12 protein-coding genes are annotated in these 16,887 nt (G+C 54.2%); all 12 read left to right on the top strand.

What is annotated here, in order from left to right:
* Window positions 1–6: 6 nt before the first annotated feature.
* A complete protein-coding gene (locus tag JOE27_RS07000) occupies window positions 7–2,277 on the top strand; it encodes an ATPase (protein ID WP_148708302.1) in 2,271 nt (756 codons plus the stop codon).
* 21 nt (window positions 2,278–2,298) lie between these two features.
* The gene (locus JOE27_RS06995; protein ID WP_204918378.1) at window positions 2,299–3,312 is read left to right on the top strand and encodes an SUMF1/EgtB/PvdO family nonheme iron enzyme; all 1,014 of its coding nucleotides are present in this window, start codon (window positions 2,299–2,301) and stop codon (window positions 3,310–3,312) included.
* 452 nt (window positions 3,313–3,764) lie between these two features.
* Complete coding sequence (locus tag JOE27_RS06990) at window positions 3,765–4,781, top strand: SUMF1/EgtB/PvdO family nonheme iron enzyme (protein WP_204918375.1); 1,017 nt, start codon at window positions 3,765–3,767, stop codon at window positions 4,779–4,781.
* Between the two features lie 86 nt (window positions 4,782–4,867).
* Window positions 4,868–5,131 (top strand): PAAR domain-containing protein, encoded by a 264-nt coding sequence (locus tag JOE27_RS06985; protein ID WP_115274372.1) that lies wholly within the window; start codon window positions 4,868–4,870, stop codon window positions 5,129–5,131.
* Between the two features lie 112 nt (window positions 5,132–5,243).
* Window positions 5,244–6,338 (top strand): hypothetical protein, encoded by a 1,095-nt coding sequence (locus JOE27_RS06980; protein WP_204918373.1) that lies wholly within the window; start codon window positions 5,244–5,246, stop codon window positions 6,336–6,338.
* 22 nt (window positions 6,339–6,360) lie between these two features.
* Window positions 6,361–9,681 (top strand): ImcF-related family protein, encoded by a 3,321-nt coding sequence (locus JOE27_RS06975; RefSeq protein ID WP_204918371.1) that lies wholly within the window; start codon window positions 6,361–6,363, stop codon window positions 9,679–9,681.
* Entirely contained in the window at window positions 9,678–11,264 is a 1,587-nt protein-coding gene (gene tssA, locus JOE27_RS06970; protein ID WP_204918367.1) for a type VI secretion system protein TssA, read from the top strand. Before JOE27_RS06975 ends, tssA begins: the two co-directional genes overlap by 4 nt.
* A 23-nt stretch (window positions 11,265–11,287) precedes the next feature.
* On the top strand, window positions 11,288–13,057 hold the full coding sequence (gene tssF / locus JOE27_RS06965; protein WP_204918365.1) for a type VI secretion system baseplate subunit TssF: 1,770 nt from the start codon (window positions 11,288–11,290) through the stop codon (window positions 13,055–13,057).
* Window positions 13,021–14,118 carry a type VI secretion system baseplate subunit TssG gene (gene tssG / locus JOE27_RS06960; RefSeq protein ID WP_204918363.1) on the top strand — a complete coding sequence of 366 codons (1,098 nt, stop codon included), beginning with the start codon at window positions 13,021–13,023 and terminating at the stop codon, window positions 14,116–14,118. Before tssF ends, tssG begins: the two co-directional genes overlap by 37 nt.
* Window positions 14,099–14,635: a type VI secretion system lipoprotein TssJ gene (tssJ, locus tag JOE27_RS06955; RefSeq protein WP_115274376.1), complete on the top strand. Its 537-nt coding sequence runs from the start codon at window positions 14,099–14,101 to the stop codon at window positions 14,633–14,635. Before tssG ends, tssJ begins: the two co-directional genes overlap by 20 nt.
* A 4-nt stretch (window positions 14,636–14,639) precedes the next feature.
* Window positions 14,640–15,086, top strand: a complete 447-nt coding sequence (gene tssE / locus JOE27_RS06950; protein ID WP_115274377.1) for a type VI secretion system baseplate subunit TssE — start codon at window positions 14,640–14,642, stop codon at window positions 15,084–15,086.
* 11 nt (window positions 15,087–15,097) lie between these two features.
* On the top strand, window positions 15,098–16,264 hold the full coding sequence (locus tag JOE27_RS06945) for an OmpA family protein (protein ID WP_115275510.1): 1,167 nt from the start codon (window positions 15,098–15,100) through the stop codon (window positions 16,262–16,264).
* Window positions 16,265–16,887: the final 623 nt, after the last annotated feature.

Genomic DNA, 16,887 nt, shown 5'->3' with positions numbered 1-16,887 from the left:
TAATCGATGAGCGATGCGGATATCTCAGTAGCAGAGAGCAGGATTTGCAAAAGTAAACCCGTTGTAGTGGCTCACCATCAATCGGCACAGTGTTATTTTTGTCCGGAAACCGAGGAGTTGGTTTTTATTGCTGATAGTGAGGCTGCAGAGTTTGAGGCGCATTGGAAGGAAATGCAGCAGTGCGTAAATGATTTTCATCAGGAAAAAATTAATTACTCCGTTGCAATTGAAAAATATGGAATTGCTGCAGAAACCACAGCAGCGCCTGAGGCGTCATTTCATGACGCTGTAGTGCGAGCTGAGGAAGATTTGGAGTTGAAGCGGAAAGAGTTAAAAGAAAAAATTGGTGAGTTTTCTACCCAAGGCATGAAATATAATGATGTTGTGGAGCTTGTTCCTGTTAGTGGTCAGTCTGCCAAAAGAAAAGCTGGTGAGAAACGAGCGCCTGTAGTTTATGTAAAAAAAGGTTACTACAGTCAAGGCAAGGATGGCAGAAAACTCCATACTGTGTCGTTGAAAAGTCGTGACAAAAAAGGCGGCGCTGAAAGTATCTTTGAACGACGCAGTGATGGAAAAATTCGACGCATAGACGACAAGAAGCTTCAAAGGCAACTTGCCGGATTGAATTGGCCAAAAATAAAAATTGATCTGAAGGATGTTGTTAAATGGGCAGGCCTTGGTTTTGATCCTGAGGCGCTGAGTAGGGATTGTTCACTTTTTGACTGGGCAGATAGCTGGAATGCTGCCGCACAAGGTGAGGCAAGCTGGGGGGATCATATTGATTTTGAGGGCGGAGCACAGTTTATGCGCTTTGTTTCCAATTTCGGCGCAAATGTTGAAGTTGATCCACGTAAGCAACAATTCTCCATCAAAGGAGAGGGTGGCGGCAGCTTAACTGCGGCTGCCGGCATAGCGTCCTTTTCAATTTACGCCCCGGATCGCATCGGATGGGCGCTTACAGTTAATCCCTCTGATGAGAACGAGGTCCCGTTTGATTTAGGAATGATGCGCCTAAGTTTGAACGTTCGCTTGGCCGCATTTATTGGAGCGACGCTTCAGGTGGAGGCGCAATTCCAGGTAGTCAGTAGTGGTGACCAGCAAACCGTCATGGGCCAACCTGGTCGTTTGAGACGTTTCAGTGAAAGAAGAAGCCGAGCTTACGATTTTCATCAGCAGATGAATAGTGAAGATGAAGGGATAAAACTTTCCGCAGAAGCTTTTGCGGGTGCGAGGGCGGAAGGAACACTGACGGGCTCACTGCAATGGTTAAAGCCGACAGCGGCAGGGGAAACAAATGGCGGTATACTGGAGACTACTGGAGAGTACGTCGATTTTTGTAAAATAGGACCCAGTATTGCAGGGTTGGCGGGGGTGGGTGCCGGCTTAAGTTTTCATTGTACTTTTATTAATGGGAAGTTTTGTTTTCGTTTTGCAGCCTCTCTATGCAAAGGGTTGGGGGCCAAAGGTGGCTTTATTTGTGAGGTGAATGGCAATACTTTTCTGGAGTTTGGTGCTTGGTTGATTTATCAACTGAATCAAAGGGATTATGGTTTTTTTAAAGTAATGGATGAGGCCGCATTTAGTGTGTATACGAAGTATTGTGTCATGCAAATGGAAGTCGTGGAAAAGAATGTGTATGAGTATTACTCATTCGCAAAGGGGTCGATTGAAAAAGTTGCAAATGATTTCAAAAAAAAGATTGGTGAATTGGCTGATGAGACGAAAAAGAGTATTGATGCTTCGCAACGACGGAATCAGTTAGCTAAAAATATTATCACCCGAGAGTCGGATCTGTTGCGCTACACACCTGAAGCTAAGGGTATATTGCTTTACCTTCTAACGCGGCATGGTAAATGGGATAATATAGATCCAGGGAACATAGAATTTCTCGATCGTTACGGTGAACGAAAAGAAGCGGTGCTTTGTGTGCTTAGAAGTATTCAGACCAAGCCGGAGTGGCATAAAGTATTGTCTCGTGTCAATTCGCAAGGGCACGGCCCATCAGAAGGTTACTCTGAGTTGGATGCCGTCGAGCGGCATGAGCGAAGCTTGGTTGACTTTCTTAGGTTAGGATTAAAGGATCGAGATAGAGAACTCTATAAAATAAAATATGAGCGAAGCGAACTGGCCATAATTTATGATCGGCTGAAGGAATTTAGTTCTTCTGGTTATGCGCTCGCTATGAATGATACGGTCTATTATAAGCTAAACGTTGGTCGTAATCCGAATTACCCGCGACGCTGCAAGTTTGGTGATTGTGGTGCTGATATTGTCTGAGTAAATCTAATTGGAGTGGTCGTGAAGATTTTTAAGGTGTCTATATTTTTTTTGGTTTTTTTGAGTTTGTCAGGCTGTGACCAGTTGGCGAGTGATATTGATTATAAGGAGCTCAAGATAACTCCGATAGAGATGAAGCATTTTGTTGAAGAAGTAAAAAGGGACTTGGTGTTTGTTGAGGGTGGTGAGTATTTGATGGGGGATTATGGCTTGCAGTATGGGGCGGAGCAAATGTCTTATGATGGTGATGAAGACAGTCGGCCAGTACATAAGGTCAAGTTGAGCACCTTTTCTATTGCAAGATTTAAGGTCTCAAATAAAGAGTTTGAGATGTATCTTAAAAGCAATGGTCTTGATTTGCGTTCTTTTGAGGAAGGGGATAGACAGGAGGATTGGAAGAATATTCATTCTTTACCTAATTTGCCAGCGCATATGGACTGGTATGAGGCCGATCGCTATTGCAACTGGCTGGCTAAAGTGTCCAATCTTCCTTTCTCATTACCCACTGAGGCTCAGTGGGAGTACGCGGCACGCAGCCGCGGTCAGTTTTTGATGGTGGCCACTGATGACGGTACTTATAGGCAGACAAATGATGGTTTTACTAAAGATGGGGGAGGGCCAAAAGGAATTAACATTTCTACTTCTCGAGATCGTAAGGAGTTTGCTAGAAAAATGGGGTGGAGAACGGGCGTGCTTACGCCCTTGCCGGTAGACAGGTTTCCTCCCAATCCGTTGGGCCTTTATGCCATGTCGGATAATGGGCTGGAGTGGGTTAAGGATTGGTATGACGAAAATTATTATCAGTACTCCCCTGAAATTGACCCCCAGGGGCCGGAGACACCAGTTACCAAGGACTACTTTGGCCGGGATACAAAAGTTGTACGTGGTCAGGCAAATGCCAATCCAAGCTGGGGAGGAGGAGTGAATGTGCACAGAACCTCTGCGAATCCGCATGGTTATGCATTTGAACATGACATGATTGTATTGGACGATAAAGCGGCTAGATGTGTTGTTAATAGTTCTGATCAAATTTAACAGTAATGAGGGCTGTGCCTCAGGGGGATTTGAATAAGTTCGTGAGCCGGCTGATGAGGCGAAGACGAATGTTGACGCTTCAAAGCGAAGGAATCTGTTAGCTAAAAATATTATAGAGCGAGAAACGGATCTGTTGCGCTACACACCTGAAGCTAAGGGTATAAGGTTACTTTGAGTTGGAGGCCGTCGAGCGGCATGAGCGAAGCTTGGTAGACTTTCTTAAGTTAGGGAAGGATCGAGATAGAGGATTATATAAAATAAAATATGAGCGAAGCGAACTGGCCATAATTTATGATCGGTTGAAAGAGTTTAGTTCTTCTGGTTATGCGCTCGCTATGAATGATACAGTTTATTGTAAGCTAAGTGTTGGTCGTAATCCGAATTATTCGCGACGCTGCAAGTTTGGTCCTTGTGGTGCGGATGTTGTCTGAGGGAATCTAATTGGAGTGGTCGTGAAGATTTTTAAGGCGCCTATATTTTTCTTGGTTTTTTTTAGTCTGTCAGGCTGTGACCAGTTGGCGAGTGGTGTTGGTTATAAGGAGGTCAGGATAACTTCGATAGAAATGAAGCATTTTGTCGAAGAAGTAAAAAGGGACTTGGTGTTTGTTGAGGGTGGTGAATATTTGATGGGGGATTATGGCTTGCAGTATGGGGCGGAGCAAATGTCTTATGATGGTGATGAAGACAGTCGGCCAGTACATAAGGTCAAGTTGAGCACCTTTTCTATTGCAAGATTTAAGGTCTCAAATAAAGAATTTGAGATGTATCTTAAAAGCAATGGTCTTGATTTGCGTTCTTTTGAGGAGGGGGATAGACAGGAGGATTGGAAGAACATTCATTCTTTACCTAATTTGCCAGCGCATATGGACTGGTATGAGGCCGACCGCTATTGCAACTGGCTGGCTAAAGTGTCCAATCTTCCTTTCTCATTACCCACTGAGGCCCAGTGGGAGTACGCGGCACGCAGCCGTGGTCAGTTTTTGATGGTCGCCACTGATGACGGTACTTATAGGCAGACAAATGATGGTTTTACTAAAGATGGGGGAGGGCCAAAAGGAATTAACATTTCTACTTCTCGAGATCGTAAGGAGTTTGCTAGAAAAATGGGGTGGAGAACGGGCGTGCTTACGCCCTTGCCGGTAGACAGGTTTCCTCCCAATCCGTTGGGCCTTTATGCCATGTCGGATAATGGGCTGGAGTGGGTTAAGGATTGGTATGACGAAAACTATTATCAGTACTCCCCTGAAATTGACCCCCAGGGGCCGGAGACACCAGTTACCAAGGACTACTTTGGCCGGGATACAAAAGTTGTACGTGGTCAGGCAAATGCCAATCCAAGCTGGGGAGGAGGAGTGAATGTGCACAGAACCTCTGCGAATCCGCATGGTTATGCATTTGAACATAAAATGATTGTGTTGCGCGATAAAACGGCTCGATGTGTTGTTAATAGTTACAAGCGGATTGAGTAGTAGTGAGTTCTATATTTCAGAGAGAGCATTTAAATGTAGGCTGCCTGAAAGGCGGGTGATGATTTTATTATTTGGTGATTAATTATATGCGCGGAGTTATTCGTGTTGGCGACAAACTGTCTTCGGGAGGCAAGGTACTTGCCGGTACCAGTGGATTGAAATTTATGCAGCTTGATGTCGCTTGCGTAGGTGATGCTGTTTTTTGTCCAATACCTGGGCACGGCGTGAATGAAATAGCAGAGGGGGATACAGGTTCGAAAGTTAAAGGTCGGCCCATTGCTTTAGACGGTCATTGCTGTTCCTGTGGTTGTGAGTTAATCACGTCGCTTCCTCAAGCAGGTAGGCTGTGAGATGGCAGTTGACCTGAGCTCATTACCCGAGAGGCGAATGCTACCCCGGCAACCTCGGCACTGGCGATGGGGTGTGGTCATCTTGCTTTGTTCGCTCGTAGTTGGCGGGTTGATGGTCCTGCTTTGGCGGGTGGACAGTTGGCATACATCATTTTGGTTTTGGATCTGCGCTTTATTAGGCGCTTTGATTACCGGGTTAGTGTTCTACGCACTGCGTTTGTTGGCGTACGAGAAACATCGAGATTATATAGGGAGTTGGAATGAGAGCCGCGATGAGTTGGAGCAGTCACTCATTCGGCGCGGCCAGCGTACGGTTGCCGTATTGGCCGTGTCCTATTGTTCAGGGGCGGGTAATAATAAACTTGCTCAGGCCCTGCGTTTGGGTAGTAAGCCTCTCCAACCTATTTATCTGGAAGGACAAGCCTTGACAATGCGGTTGAGCCAATTAAAACCGCCGGTACAAAATAACTCAAAGTCCGAATACGCTAAGCGTTTACGTGGATTTTTACAGCAAGTTGTACGTGGGTTGGAGTCTGATTTAGAGATGGGGGCGCGCAGTCTTGCTGTGGATGTTCGTATCAGGCATAACAAAGTACTTTGCAATGAAGAGCTTCTGTCCATTTGGTCTGCAGTTACCACCAACCACCGTTTAACTGATAGCGTGGTCTTTGCGATGGACGATGATGGCATAATGTGGCTGGACGCTTGGTTGGATGCGCCGGAACGACATCCATTGTTAGTGTCCGTCGAGATTAATCTTTTTCTAAACCCCGTTGCTGAACAGGCTGAGACCGTGACAGCTGTGTTGTTGGGCTCTTCGCAGTGGTGTAACACGCAAAAAATTGATTCGATCGCTCTGGTTCATCGCCCTGTCCAACTTGAATGCCCTGGTCGCTCGATCAAGGATGCAGTTACCGATGCATTTCTTTGGGGGCAACTGCGTGCCGGAGAAGAAACGTACTTCAGTTGGCAGGCTCAGGTGCCTGGTGACGTTTTACGTGAGACAAGTATCGCTGTGAATGCAGCACGTTTCCCTTTTAACGTGGCCAGGTGTCATAGATTGGATGATTCGTTTGGTTTGCCGGGATGTGCAGTAGGTAATGTCGCATTAATCGTTGCTAGTGAGTGTGCCAAGGCAGAAGACGGTCCTCAGGTGGTCCTGCTACAGGATGCCTCTGCTCAAATTTTTATTGTCCGGCCTGCATGAGATCTTGAAATAGGGATTGATCGTGAAAAAGAAGAGAATCAGCGTCTGGATAGTGATCCTGTGTTTGCTCGTTGCGGGTGGGGTATTGATCTGGGTCGATAATCCCGTAGTGCAGGTGAGGAGTGAGACTGCACGCTTGCAATGGTCAGCAGTGTTGTTGATCGGCTGTTTGATATTTCTCTTTCTCGATGGCGTCGGCGAATTGGCTATCCGAATGTTGGGCGCGAGAGATTTTATTGCTCTGATGGGACAAAAGCTCGGAGTCAACTGGACTCGTTCGACTGGCAGTAACGTGGTTTCTAATGCTGAGGATCCATTCGGCGTACCCGAGTTGAGGGCGCATTTGAATGGACGCTACGGCTTCTTCTGGCGGCGCAAAATTCGACTGTTGTTGGTGGTCGGTGAGTCTGAGCAGATCGAGGCGATTGCCCCTGGGTTGAGCGAGCAGCGTTGGCTGGAAGGGCAAAACACCGTGCTGCTGTGGGCCGGCAGCATCCAAGGTGAACCGCAAGACGCGTTGCTTTTGCAGTGGCGCGGCCTATGTCGCAGCCGTGCGCTCAATGGGGTGGTCTGGGTGTTGAACAAAGACCAAAGCAATAACGTGAGCGCGATGAACGATAGCGTTCGTCGTTTGCAGAATCTGGCCAAAACCCTTCGCTGCCAATTGCTGCTGCATGTGTGGCAGGTCTGCGACAGTATGTGGCCGCAGCACGCGCGCGAAATCGGAGCGGTAGGCTGCATGCTCCCGGTACCATTAACGCCAGTGCGGCTCGCCGACCACTTAGGCATGCTCGCACAACCCTTACGTGAGCAGGGTCTATCGCAGCTTCAAAAAGACTCTGATCATGATTTCTTGCTTCGGTTGTCTCGCGATGTTGCGACCGAGGGTGTCTCCGGATGGAGCGCTGCATTGTCCGCGCTGTTCCGGCGACGCGACGTTTGGTTGCGTGGAGTGTGGTTCAGCTTACCGCTGCGACTCCAGAACAACCTTCGCGTGGATCATCACTGGCCAGAAGACCCTGCATGGTCAGGGATCCTCAGCGATCGCTCTGCCCGAGCCCGACGACTGGGTTGGCACCCAGGCAGAGTCGCCTACGTTTCTGCGCTGGGCCTAGCTTCCATCTGGGGCATCGGCTTGCTGTTGTCGTTTGCCAGCAACCGTGCCGAGGTCGGTCAGATAGCGGTGGCGTACAGGGCGCTTCAGCAACCTGTAACAGGCACCGACACTCAACAGGCACTGGGCGAGCTTGTACGCGAACTCTCCCGCCTGGACTATCGATCAGAACACGGCGCACCGTGGTACCAGCGTTTTGGCCTGAACCGGTCCCACGACCTGCGCGAAGCGGTGTGGCCGCTCTATACGCAAGCCAATAACCAACTGCTCCGTGACCCCGCCGTCTCTGAACTGGAAAAACGGCTCAAGGCGTTGGTCAACTTACCTCCGGCGAGTCCCCAGCGCGCCAAGCGGGCCCAGCTGACGTACAACTACCTCAAAGCCTATCTGATGCTGGCGCGCCCGGAAAAAGCCGATGCGGCTTTCTTGGCCGAGACCTTGGGCGCTGCCGAACCGGCACTGTGGACGTTCTACGGCCAGCATCTGCCCGATCACCCGGATTGGGCGATCAAGGCCGACCCCAGGTTGATCGCCCAAACGCGTCACGTGCTGCTGCGCGAACTGGGCCAGCGAAACGCCGAAAGCAGCCTGTATCAGCAGGTCCTCGACACCGCGGCGAACCACTACCCGGCGTTGGGCTTGCAGCAGATGGTCGGCGACACCGATGCAACCGCCTTGTTCGCCAGTGCTGAACAGGTCCCCGGTGTGTTCACCCGCCAAGCGTGGGAAGGGCGGGTACGTGCAGCCATTGAAGAGGCGGCGCAGGCGCGCCGCGAAGAGATCGACTGGGTGCTCAGCGACAACCCCAACGACATTGCCAAGGAGCTGAGCCCCGACGAACTCAGCGAGCGGTTGACCACGCGCTACTTCCAGGATTACAGCAGTGCCTGGCTGGGCTTCCTCAACAGCCTGCGCTGGCAGCAGAGCCATGGCCTGAGCGATGTGATTGCACAGTTGACGCTGATGAGCGATGTGCGTCAGTCGCCATTTATCGCCCTGATGAACACGTTGAGTTACCAGGGCCAGGCAGGCGTTCGTGGCCAGGCCTTGGCCGATTCCCTGATTGAATCCGCACAGAAGTTGGTGGGGCAAAAAGCAGCGCCGATAGTCGATCAACTTCCCCAAACACCAAACGGCCCGCTCGACAGCACCTTTGGCCCCTTGATGGCGTTGCTGGGAAAGGAGGCGGAAGGGCGATCGGGCGATGACCGTTTGAGCCTGCAAACCTTCCTCACGCGGGTCACCGGCGTGCGCTTGAAGCTGCAGCAGGTGGTCAATGCGCCCGATCCTGAAGCAATGATCCAGGCCTTGGCGCAGACGGTATTCCAAGGTAAAAGCGTGGACCTGACCGATACCCAGGCCTATGGCAACCTGATCGCCGCCAGCCTGGGCGCCGACTGGGGCGCGGCTGCCAATACGCTCTTCGTGCAGCCGCTGGATCAGGCCTGGCAACAGATTCTGCAGCCGTCGTCGGCAGGCCTCAACAGGGCGTGGCAGCGCTCGATCGTCGACGAGTGGCAGGGTGCTTTCAGCGGCCGGTATCCCTTCGCGGCCACCAGCAGTGGCGCCTCGTTGCCCATGCTGGGGCAGATGATCCGCGCCGACTCCGGGCGGATCGAACAGTTTCTGGCCCAGCAGCTCACGGGGCTTCTACGAAAAGAAGGTAGCCGCTGGGTGGCAGACCCGCGGCAAAGCCAGGGGCTGCGTTTCAACCCGGACTTTCTGACAGCGATCAATCAGCTCAGTCGTCTGGCCGATGTGCTGTACACCGATGGCGGTATGGGCTTGAGCTTCGAGCTGCAAGGCAAACCTGTGCGTGATGTGGTGCAGACCACGTTCGTGCTCAATGGTGAAAAGCACCATTACTTCAACCAGCGAGAAAGCTGGCAACGCTTTCACTGGCCCGGGCAGGGTGGCCACCCCGGCATCAGCCTTACGTGGAGCAGTGTCTATACCGGCGAACGTCTCTTTGCGGACTACCAGGGCACCTGGGGACTGATTCGTCTGCTGGAGCAGGCCAATGTCACGGCGTTGGACGACGGCGATAGCCGCTTCCGGATCGTGTTGGATGCGCCAGATGGTTTGCGCCTCACTTGGCACTTGCGCACCGAGTTGGGGGAAGGCCCGCTTGCGCTGCTCAAATTGCGAGGGTTCAGCTTGCCGCGAGAGATCTTTCTGGTCGATGGCCGTAACACGCCGCAGTACGCGCAGAATGGGGGCATCGAATGAGTCTGAAAAGCCTGATCGAAAGCTGTTTACCCGGTTGCGAGCCACTGGCCGTGGCGCGCGAGCACAGCGAGTGCTGGAAAACCTGGTTGACCCCCATCCGTGATGACGCGCCCGTAGGCGAGGATCCGGTTTATGACGACGACTTCCAGCGTATGCGCGAGGAGGTCAACAAGCTTTCCGGGGCGGATGTGGAGCTGGTGGCGCAACTGGGGCAGAAGCTGCTCCAGCACTCGTGTAAAGACCTTCGCGTTGCCACTTACTACCTCTGGGCACGCTTGCACCGGGACGGTGAGGCAGGCTTGGCGGATGGCTTGAACTTGTTGGCAGCGTTAATGGAACGTTATGCCGACGGCATCCTGCCTGTGCGTGGCAACAGCCGCAAGATGGCCTTGGAGTGGCTTGCCGGCAGCAGGGTCCTGGAAAGCCTGTCGCTGTACCCACAGGTGGTCAAGGCTGAAACCGAGCGAACGGTGGCTGCTTTGGTATGGTTGGAGCACTGCTTCAGCCATTGGCCTGAAGACCAACGGCCAGGACTGGACGCGTTGTACGGTGCCCTCACTGCCCGACTCGCTGTGTCGGGAGGTGTCGATGCAATCGTCCCTCAGACTGGCAGTGATTCACCCGTAGACAGTAGGACGGCAGGCCCGAGCCCAACACCCATAAAGTCGGGCCGAGATCTGCTGGACAGTGGTAGAGGGCTAGCCAGCTATCTACGTGATCAACCAGAAGGGTGGTTGGCGGCGCATCGGCTGATGAAGAGTTTGCGTTGGGACACCGTGCATCAACTGCCGCCGCAAACTGCGCAGGGGGTTACCCGTCTGGCACCGCCTCGCGGCGAGTATCGCGCTCAGCTCAAGCGCTTGCACTTGCAGCAAAGCTGGAACGAGCTGATTGATCAGGTCGAGCAAATGTATGCCGAAGGCGTCAACCACTTCTGGTTGGATTTGCAATGGTATCTCCATCAGGCCCTGAGCAAATCAGCTGAACCCTCCAAGAGCTGGGCGGATGTGGTCAAACACGATCTGGGCATGCTGCTGCAACGCCTGCCGGGCGTGGAGTTACTGTGTTGGAGCGATGGCTCGCCATTCGCCGATGAAGCCACGCGTGAGTGGATCAACCAGCAGGTCAGCGGTAATCGCCCAGAACAATGGCTGCCCACAGCGGCCCCCGCATCGTCGGCGGCTGCATGCGAAATATTCGCCTTGGAGCCCGAGGCACTGGCGCAAGCGGATGCTAATGGCGTGGAGCACGCGCTGGCGTGGCTGGCGAGCCGTCCAGACGTGCAGATCGGGCGGCAACGTTGGTTACTGCGTTTGCTGATGGCGCGAGTGGCCGAACAGTGCGGCAAGGCCGAGCTGGCCATTCATTTGTTCACTGAGCTGGACGCTGCCGCGCAACGCCACACATTTGCCGACTGGGAGCCCGACCTGCTCTTCGAGGTCAAGGCGCGTTTACTCAAGCTGCTGCGTTTGAAGGCCCAGCGCAACGACGCAGACCGGCCTGCGCTGGCGCGGCAAATGGAACACCAGTTGGCAGCACTCGTATCCATTGACCCGGTACGCGCTGCAATCCTGTGCAGTTAATTCACTTTGATCAGGAATCTGTTTTGACTACGGACAACCTAACCCTGCGTTACTTCGACGCTGAAATGCGCTACTTGCGGGAAGCAGGTAAGGAGTTTGCCCAAGCTTTCCCGGATCGGGCGGCGCAGCTCAACCTGGATAAACCCGGCGCTGAAGATCCCTATGTGGAGCGCTTGTTCGAAGGCTTTGCGTTCTTGATGGGGCGTCTGCGTGAGAAATTGGACGATGACCTGCCTGAGCTGACGGAGGGGCTGGTCAGCCTGCTGTGGCCGCATTACCTGCGTACCATCCCATCGCTGGCCATCGTCGAGCTGATGCCAGATGTCAATCAGATGAAGGGCAGCGAGGAGGTCGCAAGAGGCTTTCAGGTGCTGTCACAGCCGGTGGGGCAGCACCGTACCCGCTGCCGCTACTCCACCACGCAGGATTTGACGCTACGGCCGCTCAATCTGGAAACCGTGCGACTTGACCATGAGCCCGATGGACGTGCAGTTCTACGCCTACGCTTCGCGCGTGGAGCACTGGCCGACTGGGATCAACTCGATCTTGCGCACATTCCCTTGTATCTGAATGCCGACGCGGCGCTTGCCAGTGTGTTGCACCAGGCGCTGACATTGAACGTGCAGGCGCTGCATGTGCGCTTGCCAGGCGCGGCGCAGCGCAAGGCATTTGCGGGGCAATTCAAGCCAAAGGGGTTTGCGGACGATGATCGCCTTTGGCCTAAAGGCGACAGCGCCTTCAGCGGTTATCAGTTGTTGCTGGAGTACTTTACGTTCCGCGAGAAGTTCATGTTCGTGACGCTCTGCGGCCTGGAATCGCTCGTGCTGCCTGCGCACGCGCCGTGGTTCGAGCTTGAAGTAGTACTCAGTGAGCCCTGGTCGCATACGTTTACGCCGACGCAAGAGCACATTCGTTTGCACGCGGTCCCCGTGATCAACTTATTTGCACTAGAGGCCGATCCACTCATCTTGGACCCGTTGCAGAATGAATACTTGCTTCGCCCAATGCGCTTGCAGGACGGTCATACAGAGATCTACTCGGTAGACAAGGTTTCTGGAGCGAAAGACAGCGTTCGTCAGGATTACGTGCCGTTCAGCAGCTTTCGTCACAAAGGGGGGATGCTTCGCGATGAGGCCCCTGAGCGCTATTTTCATACCCGCCTGAGACGCGGCGCCAATGGTCTTCATGACACTTGGCTGATTCTTGGCGGGGAGGGCTTTGACAAGGATGTATTGCTCAATCGCAAAAGCCTGTCGTTGCGCCTGACCGGTACCAATGGCCAGCTGCCGCGCAAAGCATTGCGCAGTACGTTGCTCGACGCTGCGGCGCAGTCCACACAGGCAGGCTTGCGAGTCCGCAACCTGACCGCGCCGACCCTACCGTACTACCCGCCGAATCGCGACCGTTTTCACTGGCGGGTACTCAGTCACCTGGGGTCGAATTTTCTACCGATGCTCAACAGTGCAGAAGTACTGCGTGGCACGTTGGCCTTGTACGAGTGGACGGGTAGCGAAACCAACCGCCGCCGTCTGGAGGCCATTGTCGACGTCAAGCATCACCTGATCCAGCGCTTTGAAAAAGGCTTCTTGCTGCGAGGTGTGGATATCGAAGTGACGGTCGATAGCAATGGCTTTTCAGGCGAGGGGGATATCTGCCTGTTTGGTGAAATGCTCAGCCGGTTCTTCGCTCTGTATGCGGACATTCATTTGTGCACTCAACTGACGATGATTTTGCAGCCGACGGGGAGGTGCCTGCGATGGAGCGAACATCACAGTCAGCGTATTCCCGGTTGAAGGCCGAGGGCATTGTGCATGTGTTGGCTGAACAGGTGTCGACGGCTAACGTCTACCGCTTCTGCCAAGTGCTGGAACAGGTGCTGGCTGAACAACCACCGTTGGGCAGCACTGCACATCCCGGCGATGACCTAATCAGGTTACGGCCAGATCCTGGAATGGGATTTCCAGCAGGCGAGTTGAAGGCCATTGAAATCGACGAGTCTGCTCCACACCGACCGCTGACAGTGCGCACCCGGCTGCTGGGTTTGTATGGCGTCGACTCTCCTTTGCCCACGGCCTATCTGGACGATATCGCCCTGCGACGCGAAGGCCATGAGGCGCTGGAGCACTTCCTCGATATCTTCAACCATCGAATATTCACCCAGTTCTACCGGATCTGGCGCAAGTACTCCTACCCGGCAACGTTCGAACCGGGTGGGCGCGATGCCACTTCACAGTGTTTATTGGGCTTGATCGGGTTGGGCATTCCCGGTACGGCAGAGCGTATCGCCACACCGATGTCACGTTTTCTGGCCCTGCTTAGCGTCATGCGTCTTCCCACGCGCAACGTGGAGGGGATTGGTGCGTTGGTGAAGTTGCTGGCGCCACACACGGATACGCACGTGACCGGGCATTGGCCGCAGAGTGTTGTGCTTGAGCAGCCCGCCAGCCTTGCACCAGAGCGTCCGGTGACTTTGGGCCAGGGCATGCCGTTGGGCGCTGTCGGGCACGACGCGAACAGCCAGCTGCGCCTGCGGCTGTATACCGAGGACCAGGATGAAGCGCGTGAGTGGCTTCCTGGTGGCCGGCTGATAGCCGATCTGCGCGTGTTGCTTGAAGTGTATCTGGGGTGGCGTTGTACAGCGCTGCTGCAGCTCTCAATTCCACGTGAGATGGTGCCGGCTCCTGTACTAGGACGCACTCGGTCGATGCTTGGCATGACCGCTGTGTTGACGCGGGCAGAGGGCGTACTCGCATTGGCTCAAGACGACACGATCACGATTAACCTGGGCCGATATCAAGGTCTGCAGCCGAACCCTTGCAGGAAGGAGGTACAGCATGTGGCGTACCGTTTTTAAATGCTTCACGGCATCGACACTTGTTGCAGTACTGAGTGGGTGTGGCCTTGCACAAAAGGTTGCAGACGGTACGGCGTCTACTGCCCAAGCGATCTTCTACAAGCAAGTAAAGACGCTGCATCTGGATCTCAACGGCCGGTCAGCGATAAATACCGATGTCGAAGAGATGAGCGGATTGTCGGTGCCGGTGCTGGTGCGGGTCTACCAGTTGAAGGACAGCAAGGCGTTGGAGAACGCCACCTATGACGAACTGGTAAGTCAAGGTGAGCGAGTGCTTCGCGATGATCTGCTCGATGAGCGCGTGGTGGTGATAAAGCCCGGCGAGGCGGCGCAGCTGAGTACACCTCTACAAGGCGACGCTCGGTATGTTGCTGTGGTTGCGCTGTTCCGAAGTCCAGACGTTATCGAAAATACGTGGCGCGTTGTCTTGCAGCGGGACGAGCTCGAACCGGATCAGGCCAGAGTACTCGAACTGGGTGATAACCGATTGACGCTCCGACAGCGCGTGGAGGGCTGACTGCATGCCTGAAACCAGTCCTTCTCTTTACGAAATCCTGTTGCGGAACTTTTGCGGTGAGCTAGCGCTGGACCAGGTGAATGAAGATGACCAGCTGACCCTCTCGGTGCTGGACAACATTCAGCGCATTCTCAACAGCCGTGCAGGATCACTCTCGCATCTGCCCGACTATGGCTTGCCGGACATGGGCACAGTGCTGCAAGGGCTACCGGCTTCAGCACATGGCTTGATGAACGACATCGCCCGCACGTTGCGCCGCTACGAGCCCCGGCTGGCGCAGGTGAGCGTTCAGCTGATACCTCAGTCTCGCCCTGGCCATCTTGACTATGCCCTTGACGTGGTCATCAAGGGCGGCGGCAGGGCGTCCTTTGGGACCACACTCGGCGCCGAAGGCAGGGTTGTGGTGCGTCACCTCAAGCAGGAAGGCTACCTTCCCGTGCAATGGAACTGACAGGGGGCCAGATGACGGCACTTTTTGGGATGCGTGTTCGCTTGGGTGGGGATCCAGGCAACTTCGATGAGTTCAAGGTGTTGCACGGTGAGCTGGCCAAGCTCACGCACCCCGCCTGTCCCGATGTGGACTGGGCAAAAGTTGAGGGGTTGTCTTTGCGACTCTTCGAGCTGAACGGGATTGAGCTGCAGACGGCGGTGGCGTTCGTACTGGCGCGTAGCTACCGCACGGGTGTGACGGGCTTGACCGAGGGTGTGGCGCTGCTCGCTACACTGAGCGATGAGTGGCCGCGCGTATGGCCAGTGCAGGCGTCAGCTCGCATCGATCTCATTGCATGGCTGTTTACTCAGTTGCATCCCTTGGTTCGCATGGTGGCGTGGGGCAGGTCGAGTTCGGCGGGGTTGAGCGAACTGATTGTCGAGTTGAACCGCCTGGAGCACCGCTTGGAACGCCTTGGCCATGCACCTTTGGTTGCGCTGCAGGTCTTCCGAAACCAACTGGCCAGCCTCCTGCAGCGTATGCCAGGAGGCCGGGTGGCGGCGATGCCGCTTCCTCTGCAATCCTGGGCGACGATTGCTGAGCCATCCATCACGCCTCAAATGGCTGCTGCCGTTTCTGCCCCTTCGACCTACACATTTGTAGTCGAGCCTCCGGCGCAGAAGCGTGTCGTGTTGCCGTGGTTGCTGCTGCTGATGGTCACTATTGCATGCTTGGGGTGGTTAGGTTGGCAAGAGTGGTCATCCAGGCAAGCCAAAGAACCCCCTACGTCCGATCCAATCCAACTCGACAGCTTGAACCTGTTCGATCCTGGCAGTGCCGAACTCAAGCCGGGTTCAACCAAGCTGCTGGTCAATGCACTGGTTGGAATCAAGGCCCAGCCTGGCTGGTTGATCGTTATCTCCGGGCATGCGGATGCGCGAGGCGATGCAGCCAAGAATCTCGATCTTTCTCGTGCCCGCGCTTCCGCTGTTCGCGACTGGATGCAGCGTATGGGCGATATCCCGGACAGTTGCTTTGCTGTCCAAGGTGTTGCCGCCAGTCAACCGGTCAGCAGCAACGACACCGTGAATGGTCGCGCAGAAAATCGTCGGGTGGACATTCGATTGGTACCTCAGGGAGATGCATGTGGCGAGCTGGAGGCCGTAGGGCGTTCGTTTCGGGGAAGAGAGGCTGCGTGATGGCGTACCTGCAAGGCGATGTAATGCTGAACTGCGCCAATGTGCAGCATTGCTGACATCGCTGCCCCGAGTCTGCTGAACAAGAAGCGTAAGGCTAAGGGCAAGCCGCTGTTCTTCAACAACCACTTACTTAGGTTGAGGCGCCTCGAAGCGGTTCGCACGCTGCGGGAGATCTTCACGCTTCTCCTGAGGGCATCTGCGTCGCGGGGGGGGGCAGCTGTACGTGGGTTGACAGACCGGCGGTAAAATCACGAAAAACTCCGGCGCACGCAAGCGTGCCCACACACACAGCCACCATAAAACTGAGACTGTCTGTGGGATTTACCGTCACAGCCTGTCAAAGCTGTATCGTTGATGAGCAACGACATGCCGAGACTGGAGCGCAGCTACAGTGGCCGCGACGGAAAAAAGCGCAGTGCGAGTATGTTTGGGAAATGGGCTACAAGGACGAGGGAAAATCTGATTTCCTGGTGTTTCCAGCGCTCAAGATGTGGGTGTTTTGATCGGTCTATGTCAGCCTATGGCGGGCAGCAATCCAATGCTCTGTAATCAGTATGGGCCACATCGCCGGAAAGCCGGCACGGCCGACACCTATCCAGAAACCGGGGTTTTCTATGGGAGAA

The organism is Pseudomonas sp. M5 (assembly GCF_016907075.1).
Taxonomy (GTDB): Bacteria; Pseudomonadota; Gammaproteobacteria; order Pseudomonadales; family Pseudomonadaceae; genus Aquipseudomonas; species Aquipseudomonas putida_E.
This window is presented reverse-complemented; position numbering and strand designations above follow the sequence as displayed.

Excerpts from the sequence above, each read along its gene's own strand:
- JOE27_RS07000 (WP_148708302.1), top strand. The coding sequence starts at position 7 with ATGAGCGATGCGGATATCTCAGTAGCAGAGAGCAGGATTTGCAAAAGT.
- JOE27_RS06985 (WP_115274372.1), top strand. The coding sequence starts at position 4,868 with ATGCGCGGAGTTATTCGTGTTGGCGACAAACTGTCTTCGGGAGGCAAG.
- JOE27_RS06980 (WP_204918373.1), top strand. The coding sequence starts at position 5,244 with ATGGTCCTGCTTTGGCGGGTGGACAGTTGGCATACATCATTTTGGTTT.
- tssA (WP_204918367.1), top strand. The coding sequence starts at position 9,678 with ATGAGTCTGAAAAGCCTGATCGAAAGCTGTTTACCCGGTTGCGAGCCA.
- tssG (WP_204918363.1), top strand. The coding sequence starts at position 13,021 with ATGGAGCGAACATCACAGTCAGCGTATTCCCGGTTGAAGGCCGAGGGC.
- tssJ (WP_115274376.1), top strand. The coding sequence starts at position 14,099 with ATGTGGCGTACCGTTTTTAAATGCTTCACGGCATCGACACTTGTTGCA.
- tssE (WP_115274377.1), top strand. The coding sequence starts at position 14,640 with ATGCCTGAAACCAGTCCTTCTCTTTACGAAATCCTGTTGCGGAACTTT.
- JOE27_RS06945 (WP_115275510.1), top strand. The coding sequence starts at position 15,098 with ATGACGGCACTTTTTGGGATGCGTGTTCGCTTGGGTGGGGATCCAGGC.